Origin of the sequence: Serinicoccus kebangsaanensis, assembly GCF_008919445.1 — a bacterium.
Classification (GTDB): domain Bacteria; phylum Actinomycetota; class Actinomycetes; order Actinomycetales; family Dermatophilaceae; genus Ornithinicoccus; species Ornithinicoccus kebangsaanensis.
The window spans coordinates 1-15,401 of record NZ_VSLG01000022.1 but is presented as its reverse complement, the minus strand read 5'-3'; the positions used below and the strand labels follow the sequence as shown (position 1 = coordinate 15,401).

15 protein-coding genes are annotated in these 15,401 nt (G+C 72.8%); 11 read left to right on the top strand and 4 right to left on the bottom strand.

Annotation, left to right across the window (positions count from 1 at the left end; all coding sequences use genetic code 11):
* Nucleotides 1-13: 13 nt before the first annotated feature.
* Together FXF60_RS15980 and FXF60_RS15975 are read right to left on the bottom strand one after the other, a co-directional pair.
* Nucleotides 14-793, bottom strand: coding sequence for a GntR family transcriptional regulator (locus FXF60_RS15980; RefSeq protein WP_151526976.1), 780 nt, complete (start codon nt 791-793; stop codon nt 14-16).
* Nucleotides 790-2,397, bottom strand: coding sequence for a glycoside hydrolase family 10-like protein (locus tag FXF60_RS15975; RefSeq protein WP_151526975.1), 1,608 nt, complete (start codon nt 2,395-2,397; stop codon nt 790-792). Before FXF60_RS15975 ends, FXF60_RS15980 begins: the two co-directional genes overlap by 4 nt.
* Nucleotides 2,398-2,508: 111 nt before the next feature.
* On the opposite strand from FXF60_RS15975, the gene FXF60_RS15970 reads away from it, so the two are divergent.
* The 4 genes from FXF60_RS15970 to FXF60_RS15955 are packed head-to-tail and all read left to right on the top strand — an operon-like array spanning nt 2,509 to nt 6,740.
* Nucleotides 2,509-4,398: an N-acetylmuramic acid 6-phosphate etherase gene (locus FXF60_RS15970; protein WP_202879672.1), complete on the top strand. Its 1,890-nt coding sequence runs from the start codon at nt 2,509-2,511 to the stop codon at nt 4,396-4,398.
* The gene (locus FXF60_RS15965) at nt 4,395-5,564 is read left to right on the top strand and encodes an anhydro-N-acetylmuramic acid kinase (RefSeq protein WP_151526973.1); all 1,170 of its coding nucleotides are present in this window, start codon (nt 4,395-4,397) and stop codon (nt 5,562-5,564) included. The genes FXF60_RS15970 and FXF60_RS15965 overlap by 4 nt, the downstream gene beginning before the upstream one ends.
* The gene (nagB, locus tag FXF60_RS15960) at nt 5,564-6,349 is read left to right on the top strand and encodes a glucosamine-6-phosphate deaminase (RefSeq protein WP_151526972.1); all 786 of its coding nucleotides are present in this window, start codon (nt 5,564-5,566) and stop codon (nt 6,347-6,349) included. Before FXF60_RS15965 ends, nagB begins: the two co-directional genes overlap by 1 nt.
* 25 nt (nt 6,350-6,374) lie before the next feature.
* Nucleotides 6,375-6,740: an iron chaperone gene (locus FXF60_RS15955; RefSeq protein ID WP_151526971.1), complete on the top strand. Its 366-nt coding sequence runs from the start codon at nt 6,375-6,377 to the stop codon at nt 6,738-6,740.
* A 26-nt stretch (nt 6,741-6,766) separates the two neighbouring features.
* On the opposite strand, the gene FXF60_RS15950 is transcribed toward FXF60_RS15955, so the two are convergent.
* Nucleotides 6,767-7,159: a hypothetical protein gene (locus tag FXF60_RS15950; RefSeq protein ID WP_151526970.1), complete on the bottom strand. Its 393-nt coding sequence runs from the start codon at nt 7,157-7,159 to the stop codon at nt 6,767-6,769.
* Between the two features lie 162 nt (nt 7,160-7,321).
* Here FXF60_RS15950 and FXF60_RS15945 point away from each other — a divergent pair, with 162 nt between their 5' ends.
* The 3 genes from FXF60_RS15945 to FXF60_RS15935 are packed head-to-tail and all read left to right on the top strand — an operon-like array spanning nt 7,322 to nt 10,749.
* Nucleotides 7,322-8,029, top strand: coding sequence for a hypothetical protein (locus tag FXF60_RS15945; protein WP_151526969.1), 708 nt, complete (start codon nt 7,322-7,324; stop codon nt 8,027-8,029).
* Nucleotides 8,030-8,050: 21 nt separating this feature from the next.
* Entirely contained in the window at nt 8,051-10,096 is a 2,046-nt protein-coding gene (locus tag FXF60_RS15940) for a sensor histidine kinase (protein WP_151526968.1), read from the top strand.
* Nucleotides 10,093-10,749, top strand: a complete 657-nt coding sequence (locus FXF60_RS15935; RefSeq protein WP_192796785.1) for a response regulator transcription factor — start codon at nt 10,093-10,095, stop codon at nt 10,747-10,749. Before FXF60_RS15940 ends, FXF60_RS15935 begins: the two co-directional genes overlap by 4 nt.
* Before the next feature lie 41 nt (nt 10,750-10,790).
* Here FXF60_RS15935 and FXF60_RS15930 read toward each other — a convergent pair whose 3' ends face one another.
* Nucleotides 10,791-11,264 (bottom strand): SRPBCC family protein, encoded by a 474-nt coding sequence (locus tag FXF60_RS15930; RefSeq protein WP_151526967.1) that lies wholly within the window; start codon nt 11,262-11,264, stop codon nt 10,791-10,793.
* Between the two features lie 112 nt (nt 11,265-11,376).
* On the opposite strand from FXF60_RS15930, the gene FXF60_RS15925 reads away from it, so the two are divergent.
* The 4 genes from FXF60_RS15925 to FXF60_RS15910 all read left to right on the top strand — a co-directional run bounded on the left by FXF60_RS15925 (nt 11,377) and on the right by FXF60_RS15910 (nt 14,942).
* Complete coding sequence (locus FXF60_RS15925) at nt 11,377-12,327, top strand: class II glutamine amidotransferase (RefSeq protein WP_151526966.1); 951 nt, start codon at nt 11,377-11,379, stop codon at nt 12,325-12,327.
* 252 nt (nt 12,328-12,579) lie between these two features.
* Nucleotides 12,580-12,969 carry a hypothetical protein gene (locus tag FXF60_RS15920; protein WP_202879671.1) on the top strand — a complete coding sequence of 130 codons (390 nt, stop codon included), beginning with the start codon at nt 12,580-12,582 and terminating at the stop codon, nt 12,967-12,969.
* A 17-nt stretch (nt 12,970-12,986) separates the two neighbouring features.
* A complete protein-coding gene (locus tag FXF60_RS15915; RefSeq protein ID WP_151526964.1) occupies nt 12,987-14,294 on the top strand; it encodes a hypothetical protein in 1,308 nt (435 codons plus the stop codon).
* A gap of 177 nt (nt 14,295-14,471) precedes the next feature.
* Nucleotides 14,472-14,942, top strand: a complete 471-nt coding sequence (locus FXF60_RS15910) for a hypothetical protein (RefSeq protein ID WP_151526963.1) — start codon at nt 14,472-14,474, stop codon at nt 14,940-14,942.
* Nucleotides 14,943-15,401 lie beyond the last annotated feature (459 nt).

Genomic DNA, 15,401 nt, shown 5'->3' with positions numbered 1-15,401 from the left:
TGGTGGAGGTCGGTCACCGGCGGTCGCCGGTGGAGGTGGGGAAGATGTCGACGAGGATGCGGTAGCGGTCGCCGCGGTAGACGGACCGGACGAACTCCGCCACCTGCCCGTCCGAGACGCGGGAGGTGCGCTCGAAGAGGAAGGCGGGGGCGCCGGCGTGGGTGCCGAGGTGGTCCGCCTCGTCCGGGGTGACCAGGTGCGGCTCGATGGTCTGGGTCGCGGCGCTGATCGACAACCCGTAGCGGGAGTCGAGCAGCTGGTAGAACGAGGCGTCCTCGAGGTCGGTGCCGGTCAGGCCCGGCACCAGCGCCGCGGGGACGTGCAGGTCCTCCAGCGCCATCGGCTCCCCGTCGGCGGTCCGCACCCGGCGCACGTGCACCAGGCGCGCCGTGGGGTCGATGCCGAGGACCGAGGCCAGCATGACCCCGGCCGGCTGCTCCCGTGCCCAGACCGTGTGCGCCCCGGGCGTCATCCCGCGCGAGCGCATGTCGCTGGAGAAGGACGTCGCCGACAGCTGCTGGTCCACCCGGGTGGGTGCGACGAAGGTCCCGGCGCCCGCCCGGCGGATCAGCCGGTGGTCGGCGACCAGGGCCTCCACCGCCCGGCGCAGCGTCATCCGGGCGACACCGAGGTCGGCCGCGAGGTCCCGCTCGGCGGGGAGCGGCTCGCCCGGGCTCATCGGCGCGATGAGGTCCTCGAGCCGCTGCCGCACCAGGTGCGCCTTGCTCGCGCGCGGAGGTGCCGCGGGGGCCGGTGGGGGCGGCCCCGCGGCAGGCTGTGGCTCCGCGCTCATCGACCACGCACCGGGCGGGATGGAGCTGACTGGGTGTTGTCCGTCGACAGCGCCGTGACCACGTAGACGTCGTGCTTGTCGCCCTCGGTGTCGGTCCAGCTGCGGTCACCGGTCCCGAGCACCGCGACGAGGCTGTCCTCGTCCAGGTCCTCGCAGCTCAGCCGGCCCGGGCCGCGCGCGTCGTCGACGCGGTAGACCGCGAAGCCCGCGTCGTCGCCGGCGTGCCGCCACGACAGGCGGGTGCCGTCCGCGGTGCCCCTGGCCTTGACCTTGCTCGGTGCCTCCACCTCCGCGGTCGTGCCGGGGTGCAGGGCCGGTGGCAGGGCGGGGTTGGTGTAGTGCACCTGCTGCAGCAGCGGCCAGTGGTCGAGGCGGTTGGCGCGCACGTCCTTGGCGGAGAAGTAGACGTCACCGGTCACTTGCGGGTGCTGCTCGTTGAGGTCGAGGTGGCGCACCATCTCCTGCGGGTCGGACCACTCCGGGCTCTGCGTCGAGGTGCCCACCTTGTAGGTGGCCTGGCCGATCCACAGCGCGACGTCGGTGCCGTCCACCTGCTCGCTCCACCAGGGCACCAGCACGTCGTAGGCCGCAGGCTCGAAGCCGATCGCCCAGTAGACCTGCGGGAGCACGTAGTCGAGCCACTCCTGCCGCACCCACAGGCGGGTGTCAGCATACAGGTCGTCGTAGGTCTGGGCACCGGCGGTCGTGTCCGAGCCCTCCGGGTCGGTGCCGGCGTTGCGCCACACGGCGAACGGGCTGACCCCGAAGGCGACGTGCGGCTTGGTCTGCCCGATCTGGCGGTCCAGCCCCTCGATCAGCCGGTTGACGTTGTCGCGGCGCCAGTCGCCGCGGTCCTCGAAGTCGCCCCCGAACTCGGCGAAGCTCGCGTCGTCCGGGAACTCCTCACCGGCCACGGGGTAGGGGTAGAAGTAGTCGTCGAAGTGGACGCCGTCGATGTCGTAGCGCTCGACCGCCTCCATGATCACCGCGGTGGTGTGCTCGCGGACCGCCGGCACGCCGGGGTCGTAGTAGAGCTTGCCGCCGTAGGGCACGGCCCAGTCGGGGTGGACCCGGGCGGGGTGGTCCTCGGCGAGCACCGAGGGGTCGGTGCCGGTGAGGGTGATGCGGTAGGGGTTGAACCAGGCGTGGAAGTCCAGGCCCCGGGCGTGCGCCTCCTCGACAGCGAAGGCCATCGGATCCCAGCCGCCGAAGTCCGCGCCCTGCTCGCCGGTGATCCAGGCGCTGCTGGGCTCGAGCTCGGAGGGCCAGAAGGTGTCGGCGGTGGGCCGCACCTGGACGAAGACGCTGTTCAGCCCGGACGCCGCCGCCTCGTCGTACCACGCGAGCAGCTCAGCCTGGGCCTCCTGCGGGCTGAGGCCGGGCTGCGAGGGCCAGTCGATGTTGGCGACGCTGGCGATCCAGACGCCGCGCATCTCGTGCAGCGGTGCCTCGGGGGAGAGGCGGCAGTCCGACAGCGGCGGGCCGCCGGCCGACGCGCTCGACGGGGTCGAGGCGAGCGCCGGCGCGGCGAGGGCGAGGCTGGCGCCCAGGGGGAGCGCGAGGGCGAGTGCGGCACGGCGTCGTCGGGGGTTCGGCTGGGGCATCTGCTCTCACGTCCTTGTCAGAGGCATCTAGACCAACGGTGCTAGACCAACGGTCCAAACCCTGGCACACTGACGCTCGTGATGTCAACGACGACGCAGAGACCGGGCACCGTGCCGACGACGCTGGCGGTGGACGTCGGCAAGACCGGGGTCCGGGTGCGCCGGAGCGGACCGGAGGGCCCGACCGAGGCGCAGGGGCCCGGCGTGGTGGGTCTGGCCGCGGCGGACGGGGTGCGTGAGGTGATGGGGGCGCTGCGCACGGCGCTGGCCTCCCTTCCTCCGGGCCCGGGGCGCGTCGACGTCCTGGCAATGGGGTTGGTCGGCTACCACGCTGCGAGCGCCCGGCGGGGGGCGCTCGCGGCAGCGTTGGTCAACGAGCTCGCCGACGTGGTGGTGCTCACCGGCGACGTCACCACGACCTATCTCGGGGCGATCGGCGACCGCCCCGGAGTCGTGGTGGCGGCGGGCACCGGCGCGGTGGCCCTGGGGGCCGACGCCGGGGGGCGGACCGTGGTGCGCGACGGCTGGGGATTCCTGCTGGGCGACGACGGGAGCGGGTATGCCGTGGGCCGCGCCGGTCTGCGCGCGGCCCTGGATCACCGGGACGGCCGCGGTGGGTCGGCCGCGCTCGAGCACGCGGCCACGCAGCGGTTCCGCGAGCTGGTCGGGCTGCCCGCGCTGGTGCACTCCGCTGACCACCCGTCGCGGCTGATCGCCTCCTTCGCGCCGGACGTCGCAGACGCCGCACGTGAGGGGGACGAGGTGGCCCGGCAGATCTGGCACGACGCGGCGCAGGCGCTGGCCCGCACCGCCACGGCCTGCCGGGACGCGCTGGACCCGGGCCTGCCGGTGTGCCTCGCCGGGGGGCTCGCGGACGTCGGCGCGATCCTCGCCGAGCCCTTCGCCGCCGCGGTCGGCGGGAGCGTCCTGCCGGCCGGGGGGACGTCGCTGGACGGGGCCGAGCTGCTCGCCCGACAGGCCTGTGCGGGCGAGCCGAGCACGGTCGTGGCCGACCAGGTCAGCGTCGTGCGGCGTGCCGACGACGAGCCCCCCGGCGCTCGGACCGAGACCGACGCGTCCAGCGCGACCGGCCCGGCCGAGGTGATCGGCGCGCTCGCGACCGAGGGGGTGCGCGAGGACCTGCTCGACCTGGACGAGCGTGACTCCGCCGCGGTGCTGCGCGAGCTCTGGGAGGCGGAGTCGACGGTCGCGCCCGCGCTGCTGGCCGTCACCGGCACGGTCGCCGCCGCCGTGGACGACATCGCCGACCGGCTGCGCGGCGGCGGGCGGATGTTCTACCTCGGCGCCGGGACGCCGGGCCGGCTGGCCTTCGTCGACGCCTCAGAGGTCCCGCCCACCTACGGCACGCCTCCCGAGCTCGTCCAGGCGCTGCCCGCCGGGGGAGTCGAGGCGATGGTGCAGGCCCGCGAGGGGGCCGAGGACGACGGACCCGCCGGCGCGGCCATGGTGCGCGACGCCGGTGTCGGCCCGCAGGACGTCGTGGTGGGGATCAGCGCCTCGGGGCGGACGCCCTACGTCCTGCACGGGCTGCGCGAGGCGGCCGGGCGGGGCGCCCTGACCGTCGCCGTGTCCAGCAACACCGGTGCGCGGGCCTCGGCCGGGGTGGACCACGCGATCGAGGTGCCGACCGGGCCCGAGGTGATCAGCGGCTCGACCCGGCTCAAGGCCGGCACCGCGCAGAAGATGCTGCTGGGTGCCCTCTCCACCGCCGTCATGGTGCGGCTCGGCAAGACGCACGGGCCGTTCATGGTCGACATGCAGGCCTCCAACGTCAAGCTCCGCGACCGTGCGGTGCGGATGGTCGGCAGGGTCACCGGCTGCGACGTCCGGCAGGCCACCGACGCGCTCGAGGACGCCGGCTGGAGCACCAAGGTCGCCGTGGTCATGGTGCTCGGCGGCGCGGACGCGGCCCGGGCGCGGGAGCTGCTCGCCCGCAGCGGCGACTCGGTCCGCGGTGCCCTGGCGCTGGTGCCGTCGTGATCGTCGTCGGCGTGGGCTCGGGGACGAGCGTGGACGGGATCGACGTCGCGGCCCTCGAGGTCGAGCTGGTGGACGTCGTGGTCCGGCTCCGGGTGCTCGGGTCGGGGACCGTGCCCTTCGCCGACGACCTGCGCGAGAGCGTGCTAGGGGCCCTCCCGCCCGGCCAGGTGGGGCTGGAGCAGGTGTGCCGGATCGACACGCGGGTGGGTCAGGCCTTCGCCGAGGCGGTGGCGACGATGGGCGTCGACCTGGCCGGGGGGACCCCGGACCTCGTCGCCTCGCACGGGCAGACCCTCTTCCACGACGTGGTCGACGGCACGGTGGCCGGCACCCTCCAGGTCGGCCAGCCCGCCTGGATCGCGGAGCGCACCAGCGCCCCCGTCGTCTCCGACCTGCGCGTGGCCGACGTCGCCGCGGGCGGGCAGGGCGCGCCCCTGGCGAGCACCTGGGACGCGCTGTGGCTCGGCGGGCGAGGGCATACCTGCGCGGCGCTGAACCTCGGCGGCATCGCCAACGCCACCGTCGTCGACGCCGGCGGGGTGCTCGCCTTCGACACGGGCCCGGCGAATGCCCTGGTCGACGCGGCGGTCGCCCGGCAGACCGCCGGCCGGCACCGCTACGACGTGGACGGTGCAGGCGCGGCGTCGGGGAGCGTCGACGACGAGCTGCTGGCGATCCTGCTGGCAGACGACTACTACGAGCGGCGGCCACCCAAGACGACCGGCAAGGAGCACTTCCACCTGCGCCACGTCGACGACGCGCTGGCCGCCGTGGGCCGTCCGGTCGCGGACGCCGACCTGCTCGCGACCCTCACCGAGCTGACCGCGCGGACCGTCGCCGACGCGCTCCTCCCGCATGCGCCCGCGGAGCTGGTGGTCAGCGGCGGCGGTGCCCACAACCTCACGCTGCTGTCGCGGCTGCGGCGCGCCCTGCCCGAGGCGCAGGTCACCACGAGCGACGCGCACGGCATACCGGTCGACGGCAAGGAGGCCTGCCTCTTCGCGCTGCTGGGCTTCCTCACCTGGCACGGTCTGCCGGGCACCGTCCCCGGGGTCACCGGAGCCCGCCACGCGCGGCTGGCCGGGCGGATCACCCCCGGCCACGCGCCGCTCCGGATGCCCGAGCCTGCCGCCGTGGCGCCCACCCGGCTGGAGGTCGTGGACTGATGGAGGTGGTGATCTGCGGCGGTGCGGACGAGATCGGCCGGCTCGGCGCCGATGTGGTGAGCCGGCTGGTGCGCTCGCGGCCGCGAGCGGTGCTCGGCGTGGCGACCGGGTCCAGCCCGCGCCCGGTGTATGCCCGGCTCGTCGCCCGGGTGCGGGCGGGCGAGCTCGACCTGTCGGGGGTGAGCACCTTCTCGCTGGACGAGTACGTCGGGCTGCCCGAGGGCCACCCGGCGAGCTACCGCACCGAGATCCGGCGCGAGCTGACCGACCCGGCGGGGATCCCGCCGGAGCAGGTGCACAGCCCGCAGGGGAGTGCGGACGACCTGCCGGCGGCGGCACGGGCCTACGAGGACCGCATCGCCGCCGCGGGCGGGGTCGACGTCCAGCTGCTCGGGCTGGGCAGCGACGGCCACATCGCCTTCAACGAGCCCGGGTCCTCGCTCGCGAGCCGCACCCGGATCAAGACCCTGACCCGGCGCACGCGGGAGGACAACGCGCGCTTCTTCGACGGGGACCCCGACGCGGTGCCGACGCACTGCCTGACCCAGGGCCTGGCGACGATCATGCAGGCCCGGCACGTCGTCCTGGTCGCGACCGGGGAGGGCAAGGCGCGCGCGGTCGCCGAGCTGGTGGAGGGCCCGGTGTCGGCGCGTTGGCCCGCGACCGTCCTGCAGTGGCATCCCCACGTGAGCGTCCTGCTCGACGACGCGGCCGCCGCGCGCCTGGAGCTGGCCGGCTACTACCGGGAGGCGTGGGCCAACAAGCCGGACTGGCAGGGGCTCTGAGACGAGCCGGTGACAGACTGCGGCCATGAGCGAGCAGCCGCAGCCGATCGACCACGACGACTACATCGCTGCGGCGCCCGAGCACTTCCGCGAGGTGCTCACGCGGCTGCGCGGTCTCCTGGCGCAGACCCTCCCGGAGGCCGAGGAGATGATGGCCTACGCCATGCCCGGCTTCAGGTTCGAGGGCGTCGTGGTCGCCAGCTATGCGGCGTTCAGCAAGCAGTGCGGGCTGTATGTCCTGCCCGGCGCCGTCGCGGAGCACGCGGAGGAGATCGCCGGTGCGGGTCTGAAGGCGACCAAGACCGGCATCACCTTCACCGCACGCAGGCCCGTCCCGGACGAGCTCGTCGAGCGGCTGGCGCTGTCCTCCCTGCGGGAGGCCGCGTCCTGAGGGCACGACCCGAGGACCCAGGGCCCTCAGCCTGACGGTGGACGCTGCTCGTCGGAGCCGAGCAGCCGGTGCAGCTCGCTGGAGATGTTCTCGCGCTGGCTCTCGCGCTGGCGCTGGCGCTGACGCCGCCGTCCCGGGTCGTCGGCACGGACCCGGGCCAAGAGATCCTCGAGCTCGGAGACCACCTGCGGCAGCTGCCGCGCGCGTGCGCGCTGGACCTCGAGGCAGGGTGTCTCGCTGCGGTCGCTGGCGGGCACGCGCACATCGGCGCGGGTCATCCGGTGGGCCAGCCGCTGGAGCGACTCGACCTCGACGCCCGTGGGCCATCGGCTCAGCTCGACCATGAACGTGGCCAGCCCCCAGGGTCCGAGCTCGGGCTCGCCCAGGAGGCCCTTGATCCGCAGCTCGTCCTGACTCACGCGCCGCACGGTATACCAGCGCGCGCCGATCCACGTCGCGGGCGCCTGGTGCCGTGCTGCCCTCGACCAGGGACAACGTGTGCCCACCTGTCCCTGTCCCGCGGGACACCGTGCCCGCCACAGTCGTGTCATCGCATCAACCACGACACACAAGGAGTCGCGATGACCACCATCACCACCAACCCCGTCCGCTCGGACGTCGTCGCCGAGCCGGCGCCGGTCCGCCCGCGCCGGAGCCGTCTCTGGGCGCTCTGCGGCGTCGGGGCCGCACTCGCAGGGATCGGCACGATCGTCACCAGCGGTGCCGTCAACGCGGTCTATGACCCGACCCTCACGACGCCCGAGCAGGTCGTCGCCAGGCTCGAGACGCAGGCCGGCTGGATGTTCGCCTTCCACTCGGTCACCGCGCTCGGCGCGGTCCTAATGATCGTCTTCGGCGCCGGCCTCTACCGCCGCCTCCGGGCGACGTCGCCCACCGACAGCGCGCTGCCGCTGACGGCGTTCGCCGGCCTGCTCGGCACCGCAGTCGTGTCCATCCTGGCCTCCGGGCTGGACACCGAGTTCATGCTCGCGCTCGCCGCCGGCGACGCCGGCGTCGCTCCGAGCAACGCGATCATGTACAACCACTGGATCGGCACGATCCCGTGGCTGTGGACCCTCACCGGGCTCAGCGGCGTCAGCATCTTCCTCGCTGCCCGCGCCCGGGTCGTGCCGCGCTGGCTGGGTCTGGTCGGGCTCGTCCTGGGCGGGCTGACGATGCTGCTGGGGATCTCCCCGATGCAGTACCTGGCCGGCCTCGTTGCCGTGCCGTGGCTCCTCGTCACCGCCATCGGGTTCGCCGCCGGTGACAAGGCATACCGCAACAGCTGAGGGACTGACAGAGTGAGCACCGTGCTCGGTCCTCGATCGCCGGAGCCGGCCGCCGCCCGATGGGCGGGGGCCGGCTTCCTGCTGGTCACGGGCGCCATCTTCGCGCTCAGCGTCGGCCTCGACCTGCGCACCGACCCGACCGGCGCGGGCGCGCAGCTCGCGCCCGGCTGGGGCTGGCCCTACGCCGTCCTCGGTCCGCTGCTGGCCGCCCTCGCCACCGTCATCCTCGTGCGTGACCGGAGCCAGGGCTTCGGCTGGGCGCTGGCCTGGCTCGGGTGCTTCTGGGCGCTGGACGGCCTCGCCCAGTCCTGGGTGCGCTACGCGATCGGGTATGACGAAGCGCTCGTGGGCAGCAACCTCGCCCTCTGGTTCCTCAACCGGGCCGCCGCGTTCCTCCCGGTGACGATCGCGCTGCTGCTCCTGCTCTTCCCCACCGGCCGGTTCCTGCCCGGCCGGTGGCGGGTCGCCTCGTGGACCGCCACCCTCGTCATGATCCTGGCCACCCTCCTCATCGTCGTGGCACCTGCCCACAACCTGCCCGACGTCGCCGCTCCCGGCATCGACGTCGACCTCGGCGCGCTCGACATGCCGGAGGCGGTCGTCGACGTCGCGCGGCCGATCACCGCCACGGCGTCGACCGCCGGGCTGCTGCTCGCGGTGGCCACGGTCGTCGTGCGGTTCCGCCGCTCGCACGGCCTGGAGCGCGACCGGATGCGGTGGCTGCTGTGGTCGGTCATCGCGGTGCTGGCCCTGGTGGCCGTCTCCCTGGTCGCCCTCGGCACGATGGTCAGCCTCTCCGTCGTCCTCCTCGTGCTGCTGCCGGCCGCCGCCATGACGATCGGCATCGTCGACCCTGCCCTCGTCTCGATCGAGGAGCTGCTCGGTCGCACCCTGGTCTACGGGTCGCTGACGGCGATCGTCGTCGGGGTCGACCTGCTCGGCTTGGGCCTGCTCGCCGCCTTCATGGGGGACCGCCTGGACCAGCGCCAGGCCGTGCTCCTGGTCATCCTGCTGACCGTCCTCGTCTACGCGCCGCTGCGCGAGTGGCTGAGCAGGTGGGTGCGTCGCCTCGTGCTCGGCTCCCGCGCCGACCGGTATGACGCGGTGTCCGGTCTGGCGGCCACGCTCGAGACGGCCGACGAGGGCAGCGAGCAGCTGGCCGCGGTCGCGCGGGCGGTGGCCGACGCCTTCCGCGTGCCCTTCGTCAGCGTGGAGGTGGACCGCGGTGGGGGTGAACGGCTGGTCACGACGGTGGGGGAGCGGCCGGGGGAGACGAGGGTGCTGCCGATCTCCTACCGCGGGGAGGAGGTCGGGCGGCTCGTCCTGCCCGTCCGTGGCCTGCGCAGCCGGCTGACGCCGGAGGACGAGGAGCTGCTGGGCGACCTGGTGCGCCAGGCCGCTGCCGCCGCGCGCAGCAGCCGGTTGGCCGACGAGCTGCAGGTCAGCCGGGAGCGCCTCGTGCTCGCGCAGGCGGAGGAACGCCGGCGGATCAGACGTGACCTGCACGACGGCCTCGGGCCGGCGCTGGGCGGGGTGGTGTTCCAGCTCGAGTCCGCCCGGCTGCTGCTCGACCGGGAGCCGCAGCAGGCCAAGGAGCAGCTCGCCGCGACGTCGGCGCACGTCCAGGACGTCGTGGCCGACGTGCGCCGCCTCGTGCACGACCTGCGACCTCCGGCGCTCGACGACCGGGGCCTGGTCGGCGCGCTCACCCAGCAGGTCGACCGGATGAGCGCCGCCGGGCCGGTGACGACGGTGGTCGCCGATGACCTCGGGGCGCTGCCCGCGGCGGTGGAGGTGGCGGCATACCGGATCGTGGGGGAGGCCCTGACCAACGTGACCCGCCACGCCCGGGCGACCCGCTGCGAGGTGCGGCTGGCCGTCGAGGACGACGCGCTCGTCGTCACCGTCCGCGACGACGGCGTCGGGATCGACGACACCACCGAGTCCGGCGTCGGGCTGCTGTCCATGCGCGAGCGCGCCGGCGAGCTCGGCGGCCGCGCCGAGGTGACCTGCCCACCCGATGGCGGCACGCTGGTGCGCGCCGTCCTGCCGATGGAGGACCGATGATCCGCGTCGTCGTGGTCGATGACCACCAGATCGTGCGCGACGGGCTGGTCGCGCTGCTGGGTGCGCTCGAGGGGATCGAGGTGGTCGGCACCGCGGCCGACGGGCAGGAGGCCCTGCACGTGGTGCGGGAGGTGCTGCCGGAGGTCGTGGTCATGGACATCCAGATGCCCCGGCTGGACGGGATCGACGCGGCGCGCTTCATCACCGGGCGCCACGCGGGTGTGAGCGTCCTGATGCTGACGATGAACGAGGACGACGACACCATCCTGGCGGCGATGCGGGCCGGTGCGAGCGGGTATCTGCTCAAGGGGGCCGGGGCCGAGGAGGTCGAGCGCGCGATCCGGTCCGCGGCGGCCGGCGGGATGGTGTTCGGCGCCTCCCTGGCGGCGCGGGTGGCGGACTTCTTCGGGCGGATGGGTGCCCCGGCGCCGGCCGTGCAGGTGCCCTTCCCCGAGCTCACCGAACGGGAGCGGACCGTCCTCGACCTGCTGGCCGAGGGACGGTCCAACGACCAGATCGCGGCCCAGCTCTACGTCTCCAACAAGACCGTGCGCAACGCGGTGTCGTCCATCTACGCCAAGCTGCACGCGAGCGGCAGGGCCGAGGCGATCGCCAAGGCCAAGGACGCTGGGCTGGGCCGACACCCGTCGTGAGCCCGCGGCATACCTGCTGAGCGGGGAGAGGATCCGTCCGCTCAGCGGTCGGCGTGGTCGCGCTCCGCGATGTCGCGGATGGCCGCGAGGGTCCGAGGCATGTCCTCCCGCGCGGCCGCGGTCCGCTGCGCGATCTGCGCCGGCGCGTCAGGACGATACGTCTGCTCGAAGTAGCGCTGGCCCGCGTCGGTGAACTCCCAGGTGTGCGTCAGCTCGGTGCCGCCCTCCCGTGGGGTCAGCAGGTAGGCCCACCGCACGTATCCCTGGCCGACCTCCCACGCGAACTCCCGACCAGGCACTGCCGCGACGACAGTGGAGCGGGTGCTCCACCGCCGCTCCGTCGTCTCGTTGTGACCGCTGAACTGGGCACCGACCCCCTGCTGCGCCGGGTCGTCCCACTCGCAGCTGCGGCAGGTCGGGCTCCACTCGCCGGTGCGCGTGACATCGCTGACCAGGGCATACACGGTCTGCGCGGGTGCGTCCACGTCGAGGCTGGTGCGGTGCGTGAGTTCCATGGCGCCGACCGTAGCGTGCTGCCTCCAGGCGGATCGAGGGGCCGGGATCACCGCCCGGCGCCTAGGCTGGCCACCGTCACCACCGATCAGAAAGTGTCAGGGAGGGAAACGTATGTGCCGAGTGCTCGCGTTCATCGGGCCGGAGACCCCGCTGGAGAATCTGCTCCTCACGCCCGCGAACAGCCTGGTCAACCAGGCCCTCGACCCGGAGACGCACCCCGAGCTGCAGCTGGCCGGGTGGGGGTTCGGTGCCTGGGGCGAGCACCTGGCCGACCCGGACAGGCCCTTCATCTACCGCCGCCCGATGGCCGCGTTCTACGACGACAACGTGGAGCGGATCGTCCCGAGCCTGCGTGCCAGCACGATGCTGGCCCACGTCCGGGCCGCTGCCTATGACGCCAAGGTCGTGCTGACCGACGAGAACTGTCACCCGTTCTCCTTCCAGGGCACGTCCTGGATCGTCGCGCAGAACGGCTACCTGCCGAGCTGGCGGCTGCTCCAGCGCGAGCTGCTGCAGCACTGCAAGGACGACTACCTCAAGCAGATGGCGGGCTCCACGGACACCGAGTTCATCTACGTGCTGCTGCTCTCGCTGCTCGAGGGGGACAGCGACGAGGACGTCCAGCGTGCGGTCGAGGAGCTGATCCGGCTGATCGCGGGGGCGATGGATACCCTCGAGCTCCCGGGCCTGACCAAGCTGAAGATGGCGCTGGTGTCCGCAGACCGCGTCATCGGCATCAACGCCGGCCTCGGGCTGAACGGCGAGACGGACCCGAGCGGCGACTGGAAGGAGCTGCGGAAGGCGGAGCCGGCCACCGACGACCGCAGCCTCTCGATGCTCCTGGAGCCGATGTATCTGCTCATGGGTCGCAACTTCGAGCAGGACACCTCGACGTATGCCTTCGAGACGTGCGACGAGGACGAGGCGACCGGCGTCATCTTCGCCTCCGAGGCGCTGACCGAGGACACCGACGGCTGGTCGCACCTCGAGTTCGGTCAGATCGCATTCCTGCGCAACGAGGGCGGACGCGTGACCAGGACCGTCAACACGCTGTCGGTGTAGGGGCGGTCTGGCGGAGGAGGTTCGCCCAGGGCCTGCCGGCAACGTCTGACAGCCGGCCTCATCCCCTTGACACCGGTGTTGGTGAGCCCGATTCTGAGATCTTCGGGGCGACGAGCTGCGGAGCCCCACTCCTTGTGGCGGGCGTGACTTCCGATGAACGATGCGCAGACGTGTGGTGAGATCGCACCCGACCAACCTGAACCTCACGAGGAAGCGGTGCCCCTGACAGTGCGGGCGCGGACCTCACGCGCCATGAAGTCTCTGGGCCGCGGAGGTGGCGACCTCGCGCGGCGGGCCACCCGGGCGGGGTCGACCCTCGCCCGGGACGAGCGCACGGTCGCCGTGGCCAAGAAGGGACTGCAGTACGCCGTCATCGGCGTAGCGGCACTGGCTGCTCATCAGGCCTCCCAGCGCTCGGGTGCGGACACGTCGCCGCAGGTGTCGACGAAGCGTGAGCCCCAGCACGAGAAGCCCTGGCTCGCCGCCCTTGCGGCTTCGGCCACCGGCCCTGCATCCGGCACGGTCGGCGCCCAGGACGACGAGTCCTGGCGGGTCCTGCCACCGTCCCCCCAAGCCCTCAACGCCGCGCTCGCGAGGACCTGGGCGGCGCAGGACGCGGTCATCCGCAACATCCGGGCCTAGTCGGCATACCTGCAGACATGAGCCGCGAAGAGGACGCACGCTACAGCGAGCAACGGGACCGGGAGGCGGCCGAACGGCGGCGGGCCGAGGCAGCCTGGGCCGACGCCGCTCATGAGCGCACCATGTTTCAACGCAACCTGTGCGGCTGCGGGCTGGGGACGCGCGTCGTCGGGACGATGTGCAGCACGGAGCTCCAGATTCACCGGGCCGCCCAGGCAGCCGCCGAGGGAGCCACCCCCAGCGTCCCTCTCCGCGATCTCGCAGAGACGGTCTCCGCCGCTGAGCGCTCTGCACCGCCCCCACCGCCGCCCTATCTGGACCCTCGCGCGGACATGACCGACGAAGGACGGGCCCTCGAGCTGGCGGCAGCTCAGGACAGCCTGGAGCAGACTCCGGTGATGGACCGTCTGTGGGACCGGGCAGCTCTGGGCTGCGACGACGAGCAGCTCCGCGCAGCACGCCTCTGGATGCTTGTGAACGAGGGGACCGGAGCGGACTCTCTCGCGGCGAGGGCCTACCTGCGCGACGCTGGCTACGAGCTGGGGTCGGGCTCCGAGCCGCCCCGCCTGAGCGACCTGGCCACTCGACTGACGCCCGAGCCGATCACCCCTGTCCGGGAGGTCCCCGTGGTGACGGGGTGCAGCGGCTGCGGCGGCTATCTGACCTCGGTCGGAAGCCTGTGCCTCGCCTGCGCGATGCGCGCCGCGGAGGCCAGTGAGCACGACCCCGGCGAGAGTGGCAGGGTCGAGGAGCGTCGGCTCCGCATCCGGGAGGACGCGAACCGCTGCATGAACCTGTGCGGACCGGCGGTGGTCGGGCGTCTGTGCACCGGCTGCATGGCACAGCTGCGTGCCCAGGAGGCAGCCATGGAGCACTACCAAGCGGCGTATGCGCGAGCCTTCGACGAGACCCCGGACGTGGCGGCCCTGTGGCACAGGGCCAGTCACGACCGGAAGGGCGAGGCACGCAGCTTCAAGAGATCCCGTGAACACTTCTGGACCCTGGTGTCGTCGGACCCCGGTCCCGAGGCGAGATTTGTGCGCACCATGCTTCAGGCCGCTGGCTTCGACCAGAAGCCGGGGCGTTCGCCCCAGCTGAAGCTGCACACCGGAGCGAAGAGGACCGGCCGGGACCGCGCTGACCGGCTTCTGTCGATCGACCACATCAGCCCGCAGGCTCACGACCGAAGCTCCACCATCGACGCCGCCAATCTGCGCTTCATGATCGGCCGCGACAACAGCGAACGTGGGCACTACTTCACCGCCGCAGACGAGCCCCTGGTCGGCTGGCAGGAACTCTGGAGAGCACGCTCGCTCCGCCGGTGACTCGCTCTGCTGATGTGTGTGCGGGTTTGAGGACCGAATGGCCACCGTCAGGCCTATAGTGGCAAGCCTCATGGCGCGGAGGGCTACGGGCACGCCTGCGCCGTCACCACGGTGCGCGTGCGCGTCCGACGCCGCCGCATGAGATCGGCTGTGAGTGGCTCATCATCCCCCGTGACCATGGCGACGCTCGAGCAGTCGTCCTCTGAGCTCGGGACGATGAAGGATGAGGTTGGCGCAGTGACGGCAGCGCGGAGGCGACGGGTCGTGGTGGGCGCCCTCATCATGGCTGCCGTGCTGCTGCTCTCGGGGTGGGTGCTCATCCGGGCTGTCGACCCGGACGGGCGCGGAGCGAGCGGTGCCGGCTTCACGTACAGGGGCGACTTCTATGCGCTGTCCAGCGCGGAGGTCCGGCCCGACCGGCTCGGTGACGTGCTGGACGAGCAGGTGCCTTTCCAGGACACGACGACCGAGGTGCGGCGCATCCTCGGCGTGAGTCCAGACGTCGCGGTGGCGGCTCGGCTCAGCCCGCCCGAGGTGGGTTCTGGCCAGGGGGAGCAGACCTGGTTGCTGTTGAGTCCGGCGCCTGATCTGGCCGCTGACCCCTGGTCTGACCGGGAGCTCTCCTCGGTCGTTCAGCCCCAACCCTGATCGTTGTCAGCACTCAGGGAGTATGAGTGCCTATGACACATGCGCCTGGGCTCGGCGATCGGAGAGTTCGCGTTGGCGGCCAGCCCCGAGACGCGCTCTTGGGGGCTCTGCGAGGAGCAGGTGTTCGGCTCAACGCCCATGCTCGGACCCTTCTGGAGCACGCCGCCTTCGACGACCAGAGGGCCAGGACCTGTGCTTCGTCGAACGGACTGTGCATGATCTGGGGCTGCCGGCCGGTGGCACGCAGCCGGTGGTGTTCGAGGCAGCACGAAGGCACGGCCTCAGCCCGTGTCCCGTGATCAGTGGCCCGTTCCTCCGGCTGGCCACGCTGGATCAGCCGAACGCGCCAGACTCCGTCTTGTCTGCCGGCAGGGCCCCGGTGAGCTGAGTCCCGCATAGTGGTGTAGCGCGGTAGCTGAGGTCGTCGTCTCCGGCGTGTGTGCCAGACGAGGACGCGGC